Genomic DNA, 14,507 nt, shown 5'->3' with positions numbered 1-14,507 from the left:
CGTACGCAACACGGTCTTTTGATTGATACGTCCCTTATCTTCCTGCGTTTTTTACCATCTGCTTGATTTTTTTGATTGGGATGTTCATCGCGATCTGCGAGGAAACACCTTCCTCTTCCTGATTCTGCACGCTCTTGAAGTCGATCTCAAATTCCGATTCATCGATTTCAACATATTTTGAAATCACCTGCATAATATCTTTTTTGATCATATTGATCATATCGTCATTTGAGGTTGTGCCTGCGCGGTCATAAATAAGGACCAGCTTCAGCCTGTCCTTTGCCACCTGGCTGCTTTTCTTTTTATTAAAAAACCATCCCATGCTAACGACCTCCGATTATTTTGAAAAGAGCTTCTTCAGCTTACCAAAGAATCCTGATTTTTGTTCCAGGTTCAGCATAGGAACATCCTCGCCCATAATGCGCTTTGTTACATTGCGGTACGCTTCGCCCGCAAGCGAACTGTTATCCGTAACAGCCGGTTCTCCCAGATTGGAAGAACGGAAAATAAGCTCATCCTCTGGGATCACGCCAACCAGGTCGATCCCCAGGATTTCAAGCGTGTCGTCGATCGCCAGCATATCGCCCTTGCGTACAAGGTCCGGACGCAGGCGGTTGATGAGCAGCTTTACGTCGTCAACGCCATTTGCTGAAAGAAGTCCAATGATTCTGTCCGCATCGCGCACAGATGAAACCTCCGGCACAGTCACTACAATCGCTGATTTTGCCCCTGCAACAGCGTTTTTGAATCCGCGCTCGATGCCTGCCGGGCAGTCGATCAGCACATAATCAAATTCCTTTTCAAGCTCTGCGACAAGCTCCTTCATCTGCTCGGGCGCAACCGCCATCTTGTTTCTGGTCTGTGCCGCGGGAAGGAGATAAAGCCCCTCGTAGCGTTTGTCCTTGATGAGCGCCTGCTTCAGCTTGCAGGTGCCCTCCACAACGTCTACAAGATCATAAACGATCCTGTTTTCCAACCCAAGCACCACGTCAAGGTTACGAAGCCCAATATCCGTATCTACCAGTACAACCTTTTTTCCCTGCATTGCAAGTCCCGTTCCAAGATTTGCCGTGGATGTCGTCTTTCCCACGCCTCCCTTGCCGGATGTGATTACAATTACATTTTCCATCTGTTATGATACCTTCCTTACAGCGCTCACTTCGTTCGCTTCCCAAGGGGAACAAGCTGTTCCCTTGAGGTAATCCCCTCGCTCAATGTTTGTTTTGCTTCTCGCATACTTTCGCTCGCAAAACCGATTGATTCCTGACGATCCCCGCAACTTTGCACGCGCTTATTATTTTCTTCTTTCCCTATCTTAAGCTGACAGGGCGGATAACCACCTTGCCATCCTTAAACTCTGCTATTTCAGCGTCATGCGCATCCGCCCGCTCATTTGGGAACGTAACAACGCGTCCTGAAATCCGCATCTGCTTTGGACACATGTTGAGCGCAGCCACGCATACGTCGGTCCTTCCCGCGCATCCTGCGTGCGCCAGGCCCCGCAGCCTTCCAAAAACAGCGATGCTGCCGCCGGCGATTACCTCCGCGCCCGGGTTTACGTCCCCGACTACGACGATATCTCCCTCGCACTCGATACGCTGTCCGCTCCTGATTGTGTTGTTGATAAAAATCGACTGCGCATCAAAATAGGCGTTCGACACGAGCTCCACTTCGTCCGTATACTCGTCCTCAGGCGCATGGACACGCTTCATTGCAGAGGGTTTCTCAATCGAAATTTCCGCCTCATGCACGCGCTCCGCCTCATCGCCGCAGTAAACGTTGCGTATCCCAAAATCCATCGCGAACACGCGCTTGATTTCATTAAATTGGGCATTGGAGAGCTCTTTTCCCCTTATCACAACTTTTGTACCGGAATCTTTAAAGAAGCTCTGGTTCTTTTTCAGCTTATCCATCAGTTCTTCGCGCAGGACGGGATAAGTAGACTTTTCATCAAGATAGATTTCCAATCCGTCTTCTTTTCCCTTAAATGTCACAATACTCTGCATGATTCTTCCTTCCTTCGCCTTCCGGCCACCTGTATGGCACAAAAATACGTACTTTATTACGCACTACATTATACATGATATCATAACGCTAAGCAAACTGTTTTTCCCTTGTCTTAGGGTATCAGCGTGTTTTCAGAAGGCAACTCGTTAGCCTCCTCCTGCTGCTTGCCGTCGAGGTAATACTGAATGATATCCTTTGCCGCAGGAATCGCGTGCGATCCTGACATTCCGTTCGGTATGTAGGACACAACAGCAATCTCCGGATCGTCCTTGGGTGCAAACGCCACAAACCAGGCATTCGTTTCCAGATCGATGGTGGAAACCTTACCGGAGCCCGTCTTGCCCGCGATGTCGTTTTCATACGGCCAGCCCTTGAAGATATCTCCGGCAGAGGTGTCCTCGCCCGATACCACCTTGGACATCCCGTCGCGCAGCGCCTCAAAGTACTCCTCCGGAGCGTCGATCTTGTTGTATACCACCGGCTCCTTCTGCTCCACCACATTCCCGTCCGAATCGAGAATGCTGTCTACGACATGCGCCTCGTATACGGTTCCGCTGTTTGCAATCGCCGCCACATAACGTGCCGCAGCAATCGGCGTGATCGTCGTACTGCCCGAACCAATACCGGAAATAATCGTCTTGATTGGATTCCAGCGAAGCTCCGCAATGATACCGTTGATCTGGTTGTCCCAACCCTTATTGGAAGATACCGTCTCCGGGATCTGCAGCTCCTCGCTCAGGATGGCCCTGATTTGCGAACCGACCTGGGTATTATCCGGATCTACAAGCTGTATCAGCTTTTCCGCCGTCGTTTTGAGCTGCTCGTCCGTATAAGTAATGTCCCTGCCTTTTTCTCCAACCTCATCCCTTAAAAAAGTGATCAGCGAGCTGCGCACCAATGCAGGCAGCGAGGTTTTCTGATTATCAATGGATTTGGTCTTATCGTAAAGGGTTTCCTGGTTACCGATTGCTCCGACCGCTTCGCCTGTAAGCTCGATCCCTGTCGTAGAAGTAAGTCCAAACTGCTCGCCCCACTTCACAAGGTTATCTACGCCTGTCCTGTGGGCTACTTCATAGAAGAAATAGTTACAGCTGTGCTCAAGGCCCAGCACAATATCCTGATTGGCATGTTCCGGAACGCTCGACATCCCCTTTACGTAAGCCCAGCAGGCCGGAACGTCGTCGCCGGTATAGCCTTCCTGTACGTCGATATTATAAAGGCCCATATCGCTGATTTCCTCATGAAGTCCGAGGTCTCCTTCCATAAGGCCCGCAAGGCCGGTTACCATCTTGAAAATAGAGCCGGGAATTCCCGTCGAGGAGATCGCGTTATTAAACATAGGACGCGTTTTGTCGTCCTGTAATTCCTTAAGCTGTTCTTCCGAAACTCCACCCGAAAAAATGTTGAGGTCATAAGACGGATAGCTCGCCATGGCAAGTATCTTTCCGGTATTGACATCCATCACAATGAGCGCACCCGATTGCGCGAGATTAAGCTTATCGAAATTAGTCGTCTGGCCTTCTTTTAGCGACCGTTCATCCAGCTTGGTATCATACCCAACATATCCCTGCCTGTCGTATCTTTTTTCAGGATCATTATACGCTGCGACCTGCTCTTCATAGACGCTCTTAACATTTGCCTCGATCGCTTTTTCCGCTTCCATCTGCAAATCGAGGTCCAGCGTCAGCCGCACATCGTTTCCTGAAATCGCCGGGGTACTCGAAACCTCTTTGATCACCTTGCCTTTACTGTCGACCTCTACCTGGCGCGTCCCCTGCTTTTCCGTTGAATTTCCAGTCAGGTATTGCTCCATCGTGCTTTCGATACCCGCTACGCCGATTTTATCTTCCGATGAATATCCCTTATCCTGATATTCCTTAACGGTATCTTCGTCAACCATTTTCCCCATGTATCCAATAATATGCGCCGCAACGCTGTCCTTTGGATACACGCGCACCGCGCTTTCCGCCACCTGGATGCCGTCAAGCTGGTCCGCCTTCGCCTCGATTGCCGCAACCGTGTCCATATCGACGTTACTGCAAATCGTAATCGGCTCGTACGCACGGTAAGACGACAACTGCACCTCCTGCCAGATTGACAGCAGCTTACGCGCCTGCTCGTAGGTATATTCCTCCGGGATTCGGTAACGCGTACGCATATCGCTGTAAAGCGCCGCCGCATCCGCCGTCTTGGAGGCAAACATATTTGTGCGCCAGTTTTCCTCGCGCTTTTTGATTGCTTCCTCGTCCGTGATCCCAAAATCGAACGCAAACGTGCCGTCGTCCTGACGTTTGATTGCAAACGTATCAATCGTCGTGCCGCCGTTTTGTTCAATGATCTCGATCGTCTGCATGAGGACGTCCGTATAGTAAGATTTGTCTGTCGTTGAATTTTTGGAAGGATCCCTTACGAACTGGATATCATAGCTGCTTTGGTCGTACGCAAGCGGTATCCCTGAATTGTCGGTAATCTGCCCGCGCGAACCCTTTACGGAAAGCGTCCTTACTTTTTTACTTTCCGATTGTGTTGTAAGATCGCCGCCCTGGGCAAGCGTAAGATTTCCAAGTCCCGCCGTTAAAAATACAAAAAGCGCGACAATAATTGCCAGTCCGGCAAAAAACCTGTTTTTTAATTTTTTCAGCATCGTTTTCCCTCATAAATTACCGCTTCTGCTTTCACGCGGTCAAAGCCTTTTCGCCACGCTGCTTCCCTCAGAAGTCCTCCGGGCGATAAGCGACGGCCGGACGCATCCAGCCATTCTTATATAGTCTTGCAAATAACAGATAAGCGACGATCAGCAGCCCTCCCGTAAGCGCCGCCGTAGGAAGCGTATACCTTACGAGGATGGACAGGAAATCAAACCGTGCGCCTAACACATACACAATGAGCGCCATTACCGTTTCTTTGATCACATATCCTGCCGCGCCCACCAAAAACAGGATCAGTACGTTGAATTTCTCTTTGTTACGGAACGCAAGGAACACAACGGCCGCTGCCACCGTATAGCTCAGCGCATACACGCCAAGGACAGTGGAATACATAATATCCATAAAAAGGCCTGTCCCCGCGGCAAAAATGATCGCAGCTCCGCTTTTGTCTACAAGCGCCAGCGCAAGGACAATCAAGAGTACGATATCCACCTGTATCCCCGCGAGATTAAGCCCGCTGAATACGGAACCTGATAAGATTGTGCTTACAATGGCAAACAATACCAAAACAACATATCTCATCTTTTACTCCTGCGCGGCTGCCGATGCCGATGCGCTCTGCGAAGCCTGCGCGTCCTGCCCGGTTATCACTTCATTTGCCGCCTGCTGCGTCCCTGTCGGTTCGCCGTCTGTTGCCACCACCACAAACACTTCTTCCAGCCGGCGGAAATCAACCGCGGGCGTTATTTTAACATTCTTTCCGTCCTTTTCCGTATCTGTCGACTTTGCGACTTCGCCAATCACAAGGCCTTTGGGGAATATTCCATCCAGTCCGGAGGTAATTACCCTGTCGCCTTCCGCCACATCCGCGTCGAGCGGCAAATAACTCATGTAGAGCGATACGTCAAGCGCATCGTTTGCTATATTTCCTTTTACCGCTCCTACGTCGCGCGTGCGTTCCATGATAGCCGATACGCTGCTCCTCCCATCAATGATCGCCATGACCTTTGAAGAATTGAGGCTAACCTCTTCCACACGGCCAACAAGGCCATCTGCGGTGATAACAGGCATATTGACCATAATGCCGTCTTTTCTGCCAAGGTCGATCGTAAATACGTCAAACCAGTTGCCCGGATTTTTCCCTGTGATCGTCGCCACTTTAAGCTCCTGCGACGTATTCTTCTGCTTATATTCGAGCATTTCCTTCAGGCGCTCGTTTTGCGCTTTCAGCTCGTCATAATTGTTCGATTGGCTTTTGATCGTCTCAAGCTCGCTTTCAAGCTCCTTATTTTGCTGGGCCGTATCCCCGGTGTTCACAAGGCTGTCAAAAAAACCGCCGATCGAATTTGACGCCTGATAAAAGAACTCCTGCACCGGTGTAAAAATCCCCCCCGCTTCACCTGCGCCCCGCGAAATACTGCTGCTGTTGCCGGACATTACCAAAAGCACAATGAGTATTACAATTACAATAATTGTTATAAGGAGCGGTTTATTTCTAAATACACCCACAGCCTGTCTGCCTTTCCATTGTTTTCGATATCTGCCGCGCAAAACGTTTTGCTCCGTTTTATGGCAGACTCCGATTATTTTTTCAATTATACCATAAAAGGTATATGCTTGTCATACGTGAAAGTAAACTTTTTGTAACAAAGCCGTCGCTCTTCCCTTCTGTTGAAGGCAACAAAAAAAGGGCAAACGCACGAAGACGCTTGTCCTTTTGCTGATTGATACACTCTTATTTTTTCAGGCAATGGACCAAAAAGCTTTTTGCTTCCTGTTCATCCGAAACCTCTTTGTGTTCCCCGGTAATATAGCTGATCGCATCTGCCCATTCCGAAAAAGAATAAGCGCGGGGCTCTATACTGTCCATAATTTCAGAAAGTCCCGGAAATAAATATGGCTTGCGCAAATCAGACAAATAGGCACAACCGGCTCTTTCCGCTAAAAAATCAAGCAGTGTGCTTTTGGTATCTTTTTTCCCTGATTGGCTCATGTGTTCCACCTCAATCCAGTACTTCCAAGTCTCGTATTGGTCAAAAAAGTAGACTTTTATGACCAACCAAAAAATCCGGGCATTTTGCTGCATATTCCCTAAAAATGCCCCTGTATTTAATCTTTTAATCTTTTTTATCAGTATAATTCATATGGCTATAAAAGTCTACTTAATAAATCGCAAAAAAATTTGCTGACCGCAAAAGTCTACTTTTTTTGTCACTTTTTTTCATCGTTTTCAACAATTTTTACCCATTTGAAAAATGTGTTATGCGTAATATGGAGTCTGCGCGCCGCCTCCCTTCCGCTGATTTTACTTTCCTTCCACTCGCGGTAAACCTCCGCAAAATCCGGCGGCATCTCTTTTTGGGGCCGCCCGAAGCGTATCCCGCGCCGATGGGCAGCAGCAATTCCCTCCGCCTGCCTTTGGCGGATATTTTCGCGCTCGGTTTGCGCCACATAAGACAATAGCTGCAATACAATATCTGCAATCAACGTTCCCGTAAGGTCCCTTCCCTGCCGCGTATCGAGCAGCGGCATATCCTGCACGACAACCTGTGCGCCTTTTTCCTTGGTAATCATCCGCCATTGATCGATAATCTCCTCATAATTCCGCCCGAGGCGGTCAATGGAGTGTATGACCAGTAAATCGCCTTTTTTCAGCTTCCTGATAAGCTTTTTATATTGCGGCCGGTTAAAATCCTTTCCGCTCAGCTTATCCAGATAAATATTCTTTTTTGCCACCGGAAATCCCAGCAGCGAGATCATTTGCCTGTCCTCATTCTGATCCTTGGTAGAGACTCTCGCATAGCCGTAAGTGCCCATTTTTTAACCTCCTGTATTTTGATCCGGCACTCCACAGAATATCATCTTTCGTGACAATTCGGCATTAAAAGAACATTTGGCTCACGCGCAGCCTTTTTTAGCGCACAAAAAAATACGCTGGTTTACAGCGTATTTCCAACTTTGTACTTACTTTTTAAAGATAAAATTTTAATCTACCGCATCCATTTTATAGCAATTTGTCAAAAGGTTGTTTGCAAACTTTTGGTATAAATTGCATATGCAAGCGATTTATCGTAAGTTTTGCATAACCTACTTTAAGTCAAATTGCTGTAATAATTGGTACAGCGTCGAAACCGGGAGCCCTACCACGTTAAAAAAGCAGCCTTCTATACGGGAGATAAATTTCGCGGCGCCACCCTGAATGGCGTAAGCGCCCGCCTTATCCATGATGTCCTCCGTGCGCAGGTAATACTCAATTTCCTCTTTGCCGACGGTGTTGAACGTTACGGCAGTGGAGCACACTTTGCTCACGCGCACATCCCCTTTGATGACGCAGATTCCGGTATGTACAAAGTGCGTTTGTCCGGACATAGCGCCGATCATCCTACGCGCATCCGCAAGCCCGGCGGGTTTGCCGAATATTTCTCCACCCGCTTCTACGACTGTGTCCGCGCCAATCACCACATCGTGGGGATTGCTGCGCGCAACGTCCGCCGCTTTTTTCTCAGCCAGAAAGCGCACGAGTTTTTTTGCATCTTCAATTTGTACGTCTTCATCCACGCCGCTTACTACTACTTTAAAGTCGTCCGTAATCAGATGCAGCAGTTCTTCCCTGCGCGGGGAAGCCGAGGCAAGTATGATCATTTTGCCACCATGCTGATTGCACCCAGCTTGCACGCTTCTTCACATAAACCGCATCCGCGGCACAGGTCTGTCACCTTATGCGTCATTTTCAATTCCCCTTCGATTGCACCGAACGGGCATGCCTTCGCGCATTGCGTACAGCCAACGCACTTTTGCGGATTGATCTTTGCTTTCAGGTCGGATTTTGTTGTTAAAATACATTTGCGCGGGCATTGCTCCACGCAAAGCCAGCAGCTCCGGCACTTACCCATATCGATCACCGGAAGGTTATTTTCCATTGTGATCGCTCCAAACGGACACAGGCTCGCACATTTTCCGCAGCCGATACAGCCGGCGCTGCAGTTTTCCATGACTTCCCTGCCCCTGCCCGTATTGGTGCACGCCGTATAAACGTCTACGTCGCGCTCCAGAACAGCAATCGAGCTCTGCGGGCACTGCTCCACACACCGCCCGCAGCCCGTGCACTTGTCTTCGTCGATAAACGCAATCCCGTCCGGGCCCATTGTGATTGCGTCAAATTTGCACACCTTCGCGCACGTTCCGAGTCCAAGGCATGCAAACTTGCAGGCTTTAAAGCCGCCGGCGATCGAATATGCCGCACGGCAATCGAGCGCGCCGTCATACTCAAATTTATTCTTGCAGTGTCCTTCGCTTCCAAGGCACATGATACGTGCAACCTTCGGCTTCATTTCACCGACGGAAACCCCAAGGATCTCCGCAATGTCCTTTGCCTTGTCCGCAGAGAGCACAGCGCATGCGCTCACCTCAGCCTTGCCTGCTCCAAGCGCTTCCGCCAGGCCGTCACACCCCGGGAAACCGCAGCCCCCGCAGTTTGCCCCCGGCAGGTTTTCGCGTACCAGGACTACCTTTTCATCTTTTTCCACAGCGAATTTCTTGGACGCCACGCCCAGCATAATGCCAAATACGGCTCCAAGCCCTCCTAATACAACTATTGACCAAATAATCGGCTCAAACATAATTACCTATACCTTCTTCGTTTGTTTGCTTTCCTGTTTTTTTGCTTCGCCATTTAAATCCCAGGCCTACACCAGCCCTGAGAAGCCCATAAACGCAACGCTCATCAGCGACGCAGTTATGAGGGCAATCGGGAAACCCTGAAACGGCTTTGGTATCGACGACAACTCCAGACGCTCGCGTATTCCGGCAAACAGAACGATTGCAAGCGTAAACCCAAGCGCTCCGCCCACACCGTTTACAAGGGATTCCACAAGGTTATAATTTTCCGTGATATTGAGGATCGCAACCCCAAGCACCGCACAATTCGTCGTAATCAGAGGTAAATATACCCCCAAACTCTGGTACAGCCCCGGGCTTGTTTTTTGCAAAACCATTTCCACAAGCTGAACAAGGGCCGCGATTACAAGGATAAATGCAATCGTCTGCATATATCCTACGCCCAGCGGCACCAATACGTAATACTGCACCAGCCACGTAATCAGCGACGCCATTGCCATGACAAACGTAACTGCCATACCCATTCCGACTGCCGTTTCCACTTTTTTCGATACGCCGAGGAACGGGCATATTCCCAAAAAGCGCGACAGTACAAAGTTATTGACCAATATCGAGCTCAAAAGGATGGTTAGAATCCGAATAAACATATCCATTATTCACGCACCTCCCCTGCTTCGATTGCTTCTTCTTTTTTCTTTGGCTGCACTTTCTCGCGCATCAGTACAATTTTATTGATCAGCGCAAGCAATAGTCCAAGTACCAGGAAGCCGCCAGGCGCAAGGATAAACATCAGTGCCGGCGGGTAATCTGCCCCAAATACGGAAATGCCGAAAAGCGAGCCTGCTCCAAGCAACTCACGTACCATAGCAATCAACGAAAGCGAGCAAGTGAAGCCTACGCCCATGCCGATCCCGTCTATCATGGAAGGTATTACGCTGTTCTTTGCCGCAAATGCTTCCGCACGCGCAAGAATAATACAGTTTACCACAATCAACGGGATAAAAATTCCAAGCGAAGCGTCGAGCGCCGGAATAAAGGCCTTCAGCACCATCTGTACCACCGTAACAAACATCGCGATCACCACAACATAGCATGGAATCCTTACTTTTTCCGGTATAAAGTTCCGCAGCAGGGAAATCAGCATATTCGAGCACATCAGCACGAATATAACCGCAGCGCCCATGCCAAGCGCATTTGTCACCGAGGTCGTAACGGCGATTGTCGGGCACATTCCAAGCACCAGGCGGAACGTTGGATTTTCATTCAGGATGCCGTTTACAAAAACGCCCTTCATCATTTTCTTATCCACCTTGCTCACGCCCCCTTTCCGAGATACTGCTCAGAGAATTCACGCACAAGATTAACGGCGTTTGTAACGCCCTTACTCGTGATTGTTGCGCCGGTAAGCGCCTGTATTTCATTTTCCGCTCCACTGGGCGTTTTACCCACGGTAAGCGGCCCATCCGTACCGATAAACTGGTCGAGGAAATCCGGCTTTGTCGCATTTGCTCCAAGGCCCGGCGTTTCATCGTGGCTGACAATGGTAACTCCGGTCATCTTGCCATCCAGAGAAATACCTATCGTAAGCGAAAGCCCCGGCTTATAACCCTTGGTGACGATCGAAAACGTATAGCCGACTGCCTGTCCGTTTGCCGTTCCTTCATAAACTTCCTGTATATCGGAATATTTTTCCCTGTCGTAATCGATTCCGTCGAGCGCAATCTGTTTGAAATCAGTCGCGTCCGGCAGCACCATCTGGCGTGCTTCCGTCGCTTTTTTGATCTCCTGCTGCTCGATCGGCCCCTTTGTGATCCCGTACACAAGCCCTAATATGAGGCCTGCGCATACCGTAATGATCACAAGCCGCAGGGTAAGGTTAAAAATGCTGTCATTCTTTGCTTTATTCATTGACCTTTTGCACCTCCCCGAACACCTTGGGACGCAGCGCCTTATCAAGAAGCGGCGTCAAAAGGTTCATAAACAATATGGAGAAGGATACGCCCTCCGGATAGCCGCCCCACAGCCTGACGACCATTGTGATTACACCGCAGCCAATCCCAAATACAATCTGCGCTTTTGGAGAGGACGGAGACGAAACATAATCCGTCGCCATAAAAAACGCACCGAGCATCAGCCCGCCCGCAAACAGCTCAAATAAGATCATTTCCGGCTTACCGGTTAAAAGCGTAATCAGCGCGACGGTGCCGAGGTAGGCAAGCGGTATCCGCACGGAAATAACCTTGCGTATCATCAGGTATACCCCGCCAATCAATAACGCGAGCACACTTGTCTCCCCCATGCTGCCGCCGATATTGCCAATAAACATATCGTAGAGCGCCGGCGCTGTGGTCGCGCCCTCCTTCAATGCGGCAAGCGGGGTTGCGCTGGCCACGGCGTCCACACCTGCAAACGGGGCGATAAACGTCGTCATTGCAACCGGCCATGAAATCAGCAGGAAGCAGCGCGCTGCAAGCGCGGGATTCATAAAATTATGTCCGAGGCCTCCAAAACACTGTTTCACGATAATGATCGCAAACGCACTCCCGCACACCGGAAGGTACCACGGTACATTCGGCGGCAGGTTCAGCGCCAGTAAGACGCCTGTTACCACTGCGGATAAATCACTGATCGTGACCGCTTTTTTTGTGAAAAACTGAATTGCAGCTTCGCAGCCAACCGCACTGCCCACACATAATGCGATGGTCGTAATGCAGCCGATACCAAAGAAATAAACCGCGGCAACGCACGCCGGAATAAGCGCAATCAGGACGTCAAGCATAATACGCGTGGTGCTTTGGTTTGATTTGATATGCGGCGAACCAGATAAAATCAACTCTTGTTGCATAGCATTTCCTTTCTCGATTCTTTTATCCAATAAATTTTTAATAACTCATTTACTCTGCCGCTTCGCGCTCCGCCTTTTCCTGTTCGGCCTTGCGCCGTTCCTTCATGCGTTGCACGCTGATCATGTCCTTTGCAAACTTAATATTCTGGGCAATCGGTTTTTTAGCCGGGCAGATATAACTGCAGCAGCCGCAGCTCATGCAGTCCATCGCGTTATATTTCTCCGCTTTTTCAAAATCTTCAAAAACAGCGGAGGCGGAAATCATCATAGGCATTAAATTCATCGGACATACGTCCGCGCATTTTCCGCATTTGATGCAGTTTGTTTCCTTCTGCTTTTTGGTGTACTGCGAATCCAGAACCACGAGCCCGGAAAAACCTTTCGTGACCACGCAATCAAGCGTAGGCAGCGGCAGCCCCATCATTGGCCCGCCGGAAAGAATTTTCAAGGGTTCGCTCGATGGTCCGCCCACATATTCGAGCACCTCCCGCGCGCTTACGCCAAAACGCACCAACAGGTTTTTAGGATTTTTAACCGCGCCGCTCACTGTCACAACGCGGCGGTAAAGCGGCTCTCCTACGCAAAACGCATCTGCAATCGCCTTTGCCGATCCGACGTTCACCACCACTACGCCTGCGTCCATCGGCAGTCCTCCCGCCGGTACGACACGGCCTGTAATTGCGTTAATCAGTTGCTTTTCAGAGCCCTGCGGGTATTTTGTTTCCACGTCGACAACCCGGATGGCGTGGGTATCCACCGCCGCGGTCATTTTCTGAATCGCCTCCGGCTTATTGTCTTCAATCCCTACAATCGCTTTTTTGATTCCAAGGGCGCGCATCAATATCTTTACACCCATAATCACACGCTTGGGGCATTCCACCATCAGGCGGTAATCCGCAGTCAAAAACGGCTCGCATTCCGCGCCGTTTAAAATCAGCAGGTTTACGCTTTTTCCTTCCGGCGGCGATAATTTCACATGCGTTGGAAAGGTTGCCCCGCCCATACCGACATTACCGGCCTCCTTGATGCGTTCAATGATCTCCTGCGGAGAAAGCGCCTCAATATCCTCTTCCCGGAAGGGGACCGCTTCATCCTTAAAATCATTTTCGATCACGATTGCCTGGACGGGTTTTCCGTTCGCCCCTGTAATCTCCGCGATCTCCATCACCACGCCTGAAACGCTTGCGTGAACCGGCACGCTCACAAACCCCTGCGCTTCGGCTATTTTCTGGCCCACCAGAACGCGCTCGCCCGTCTTGACAATCGGCTCCGCGGGCGCGCCAACATGCTGCGAAAGCGGAATTTTTACGATATGCCCTGCGGGCATTTCCTCAATCGCACACTTCTCGGTCAGTTTCTTTCCTTCCTGTATTTCACTGAGCGGATGAACGCCGCCCTTAAACGTAAGGTTCATAGTAACCTCCCCCAATTTTGCTAAACGCTAGAAATCATTATAGCACAACGGCTTTTTTTTCTAAAGTGTTAATCAATTTTTTCATGTAAAACCGGAAAGTCCGCCTTCCTACGCTGTTTCCGCATTATTTTGCCGTTTTTTCAGGCACACTCCACTTTTTCAGGTCCATTTATTTATATCGACACAAATGTAAAATTGTTTCGTAAAAAATTATTAAGAATCGATTTTATTGAAATCATATGACCGCTGCTTTATAATAATGAAAGAAGCGGAGGTCTTTTTTATGAACGGAATTGTCCCAATTATTATATTATTGATTGCCCTTGTCCTAGGAATCCTGTATTGTTTTTGGGGCTATAAATACCTGAAGGTCATTATTTTCCTGTACGCCTTCTTCATGGGCGCGTACTATTCTTATACCCTTGTGGGCACCTATTTGCCGGACGCAACCAACTGGCTCTGGCTGATTAGCCTGATTATAGGCCTTGTTTTTGCATTGTTATCGTTTTTCTTTATCAAATTTGCAATATTTGTAGTAGGCGGTATTGTCGGCCTGCTCGTTTATGGCTTACTGCGCAGCGGCTTCGCTGAAACGTTCTCCTCGATGGATCCAATGACGCTGTTCATTATCGGCCTTGGGCTGTTTGTGGTGTTCGGTGCGATTACACTTGCCTCACAGCGGCATTTTGTAATTATTTTCTCAGCTATTTTCGGCGGATACACCATTATCCACACAGTGGGTATCATCATCGGCCTGTTTTTCAATTCAGGACTTCTATCCACCATCACCTGGGGCAACTACCAGCAGATATTCGAATCAATCAGTATTTTCCCCGCGGGAGCTACGTGGGCGCTCGTCATTCCCACCGCTGTGTTTGCGATTGCCGGAATGGTGGCGCAGTACAGGTTTACCGCTCCAAGCCGCAGGAAATAGCGCAAAATAAAATTCCCTGTTGTCACGTAATCATTACGGTGG

Annotated in this window: 16 protein-coding genes; 1 reads left to right on the top strand and 15 read right to left on the bottom strand. The window is 49.4% G+C overall.

Annotated elements, in window-relative coordinates:
• Positions 1–34: 34 nt before the first annotated feature.
• From minE to rsxC, 15 genes are all read right to left on the bottom strand, one after another.
• Positions 35–322, bottom strand: a complete 288-nt coding sequence (minE, locus tag ACS5WU_RS05190; RefSeq protein ID WP_046442423.1) for a cell division topological specificity factor MinE — start codon at positions 320–322, stop codon at positions 35–37.
• A 15-nt stretch (positions 323–337) separates the two neighbouring features.
• Positions 338–1,129: a septum site-determining protein MinD gene (gene minD, locus ACS5WU_RS05185; protein WP_046442424.1), complete on the bottom strand. Its 792-nt coding sequence runs from the start codon at positions 1,127–1,129 to the stop codon at positions 338–340.
• Between the two features lie 181 nt (positions 1,130–1,310).
• On the bottom strand, positions 1,311–2,006 hold the full coding sequence (gene minC, locus ACS5WU_RS05180; protein ID WP_059109637.1) for a septum site-determining protein MinC: 696 nt from the start codon (positions 2,004–2,006) through the stop codon (positions 1,311–1,313).
• A gap of 113 nt (positions 2,007–2,119) precedes the next feature.
• The gene (locus ACS5WU_RS05175; RefSeq protein WP_059109638.1) at positions 2,120–4,651 is read right to left on the bottom strand and encodes a penicillin-binding transpeptidase domain-containing protein; all 2,532 of its coding nucleotides are present in this window, start codon (positions 4,649–4,651) and stop codon (positions 2,120–2,122) included.
• Between the two features lie 67 nt (positions 4,652–4,718).
• The gene (mreD, locus tag ACS5WU_RS05170) at positions 4,719–5,237 is read right to left on the bottom strand and encodes a rod shape-determining protein MreD (protein WP_059109639.1); all 519 of its coding nucleotides are present in this window, start codon (positions 5,235–5,237) and stop codon (positions 4,719–4,721) included.
• Positions 5,238–5,240: 3 nt separating this feature from the next.
• Positions 5,241–6,164 carry a rod shape-determining protein MreC gene (gene mreC / locus ACS5WU_RS05165; protein WP_302760172.1) on the bottom strand — a complete coding sequence of 308 codons (924 nt, stop codon included), beginning with the start codon at positions 6,162–6,164 and terminating at the stop codon, positions 5,241–5,243.
• 226 nt (positions 6,165–6,390) lie between these two features.
• Positions 6,391–6,648, bottom strand: a complete 258-nt coding sequence (locus ACS5WU_RS05160; protein ID WP_059109641.1) for a hypothetical protein — start codon at positions 6,646–6,648, stop codon at positions 6,391–6,393.
• A gap of 218 nt (positions 6,649–6,866) precedes the next feature.
• Positions 6,867–7,472 (bottom strand): recombinase family protein, encoded by a 606-nt coding sequence (locus ACS5WU_RS05155; RefSeq protein WP_059109642.1) that lies wholly within the window; start codon positions 7,470–7,472, stop codon positions 6,867–6,869.
• A 270-nt stretch (positions 7,473–7,742) separates the two neighbouring features.
• Complete coding sequence (locus ACS5WU_RS05150; RefSeq protein WP_059109643.1) at positions 7,743–8,297, bottom strand: Maf family protein; 555 nt, start codon at positions 8,295–8,297, stop codon at positions 7,743–7,745.
• Entirely contained in the window at positions 8,294–9,274 is a 981-nt protein-coding gene (locus ACS5WU_RS05145) for an RnfABCDGE type electron transport complex subunit B (RefSeq protein ID WP_059109644.1), read from the bottom strand. Before ACS5WU_RS05145 ends, ACS5WU_RS05150 begins: the two co-directional genes overlap by 4 nt.
• A 66-nt stretch (positions 9,275–9,340) precedes the next feature.
• A complete protein-coding gene (rsxA, locus tag ACS5WU_RS05140) occupies positions 9,341–9,919 on the bottom strand; it encodes an electron transport complex subunit RsxA (protein WP_046444937.1) in 579 nt (192 codons plus the stop codon).
• 5 nt (positions 9,920–9,924) lie between these two features.
• Positions 9,925–10,569 (bottom strand): electron transport complex subunit RsxE, encoded by a 645-nt coding sequence (gene rsxE, locus ACS5WU_RS05135; protein WP_052740650.1) that lies wholly within the window; start codon positions 10,567–10,569, stop codon positions 9,925–9,927.
• A gap of 17 nt (positions 10,570–10,586) precedes the next feature.
• On the bottom strand, positions 10,587–11,180 hold the full coding sequence (locus ACS5WU_RS05130; RefSeq protein ID WP_059109645.1) for an RnfABCDGE type electron transport complex subunit G: 594 nt from the start codon (positions 11,178–11,180) through the stop codon (positions 10,587–10,589).
• Positions 11,173–12,117 carry an RnfABCDGE type electron transport complex subunit D gene (locus ACS5WU_RS05125; protein ID WP_046444900.1) on the bottom strand — a complete coding sequence of 315 codons (945 nt, stop codon included), beginning with the start codon at positions 12,115–12,117 and terminating at the stop codon, positions 11,173–11,175. Before ACS5WU_RS05125 ends, ACS5WU_RS05130 begins: the two co-directional genes overlap by 8 nt.
• 49 nt (positions 12,118–12,166) lie before the next feature.
• Positions 12,167–13,531, bottom strand: a complete 1,365-nt coding sequence (gene rsxC / locus ACS5WU_RS05120; protein ID WP_059109646.1) for an electron transport complex subunit RsxC — start codon at positions 13,529–13,531, stop codon at positions 12,167–12,169.
• 283 nt (positions 13,532–13,814) lie between these two features.
• Between rsxC and ACS5WU_RS05115 the strand changes: the two genes are divergently transcribed.
• Positions 13,815–14,465 (top strand): TM7S3/TM198-like domain-containing protein, encoded by a 651-nt coding sequence (locus ACS5WU_RS05115; protein WP_302760171.1) that lies wholly within the window; start codon positions 13,815–13,817, stop codon positions 14,463–14,465.
• Positions 14,466–14,507 lie beyond the last annotated feature (42 nt).

Source organism: Christensenella sp. KGMB01412 (genome assembly GCF_055522415.1).
The sequence above is the reverse complement of the archived record's forward strand: the minus strand, read 5'-3'. Positions and strand labels throughout refer to the sequence as shown.

Bases quoted from the DNA above. Each gene is read 5' to 3' on its own strand.
- rsxC (WP_059109646.1), bottom strand. From the start codon at position 13,531: ATGAACCTTACGTTTAAGGGCGGCGTTCATCCGCTCAGTGAAATACAG.
- ACS5WU_RS05150 (WP_059109643.1), bottom strand. From the start codon at position 8,297: ATGATCATACTTGCCTCGGCTTCCCCGCGCAGGGAAGAACTGCTGCAT.
- mreD (WP_059109639.1), bottom strand. From the start codon at position 5,237: ATGAGATATGTTGTTTTGGTATTGTTTGCCATTGTAAGCACAATCTTA.
- ACS5WU_RS05160 (WP_059109641.1), bottom strand. From the start codon at position 6,648: ATGAGCCAATCAGGGAAAAAAGATACCAAAAGCACACTGCTTGATTTT.
- rsxA (WP_046444937.1), bottom strand. From the start codon at position 9,919: ATGTTTATTCGGATTCTAACCATCCTTTTGAGCTCGATATTGGTCAAT.
- ACS5WU_RS05175 (WP_059109638.1), bottom strand. From the start codon at position 4,651: ATGCTGAAAAAATTAAAAAACAGGTTTTTTGCCGGACTGGCAATTATT.
- ACS5WU_RS05130 (WP_059109645.1), bottom strand. From the start codon at position 11,180: ATGAATAAAGCAAAGAATGACAGCATTTTTAACCTTACCCTGCGGCTT.
- minE (WP_046442423.1), bottom strand. From the start codon at position 322: ATGGGATGGTTTTTTAATAAAAAGAAAAGCAGCCAGGTGGCAAAGGAC.
- ACS5WU_RS05145 (WP_059109644.1), bottom strand. From the start codon at position 9,274: ATGTTTGAGCCGATTATTTGGTCAATAGTTGTATTAGGAGGGCTTGGA.
- minC (WP_059109637.1), bottom strand. From the start codon at position 2,006: ATGCAGAGTATTGTGACATTTAAGGGAAAAGAAGACGGATTGGAAATC.
- ACS5WU_RS05115 (WP_302760171.1), top strand. From the start codon at position 13,815: ATGAACGGAATTGTCCCAATTATTATATTATTGATTGCCCTTGTCCTA.
- ACS5WU_RS05155 (WP_059109642.1), bottom strand. From the start codon at position 7,472: ATGGGCACTTACGGCTATGCGAGAGTCTCTACCAAGGATCAGAATGAG.
- minD (WP_046442424.1), bottom strand. From the start codon at position 1,129: ATGGAAAATGTAATTGTAATCACATCCGGCAAGGGAGGCGTGGGAAAG.
- ACS5WU_RS05125 (WP_046444900.1), bottom strand. From the start codon at position 12,117: ATGCAACAAGAGTTGATTTTATCTGGTTCGCCGCATATCAAATCAAAC.
- rsxE (WP_052740650.1), bottom strand. From the start codon at position 10,569: ATGATGAAGGGCGTTTTTGTAAACGGCATCCTGAATGAAAATCCAACG.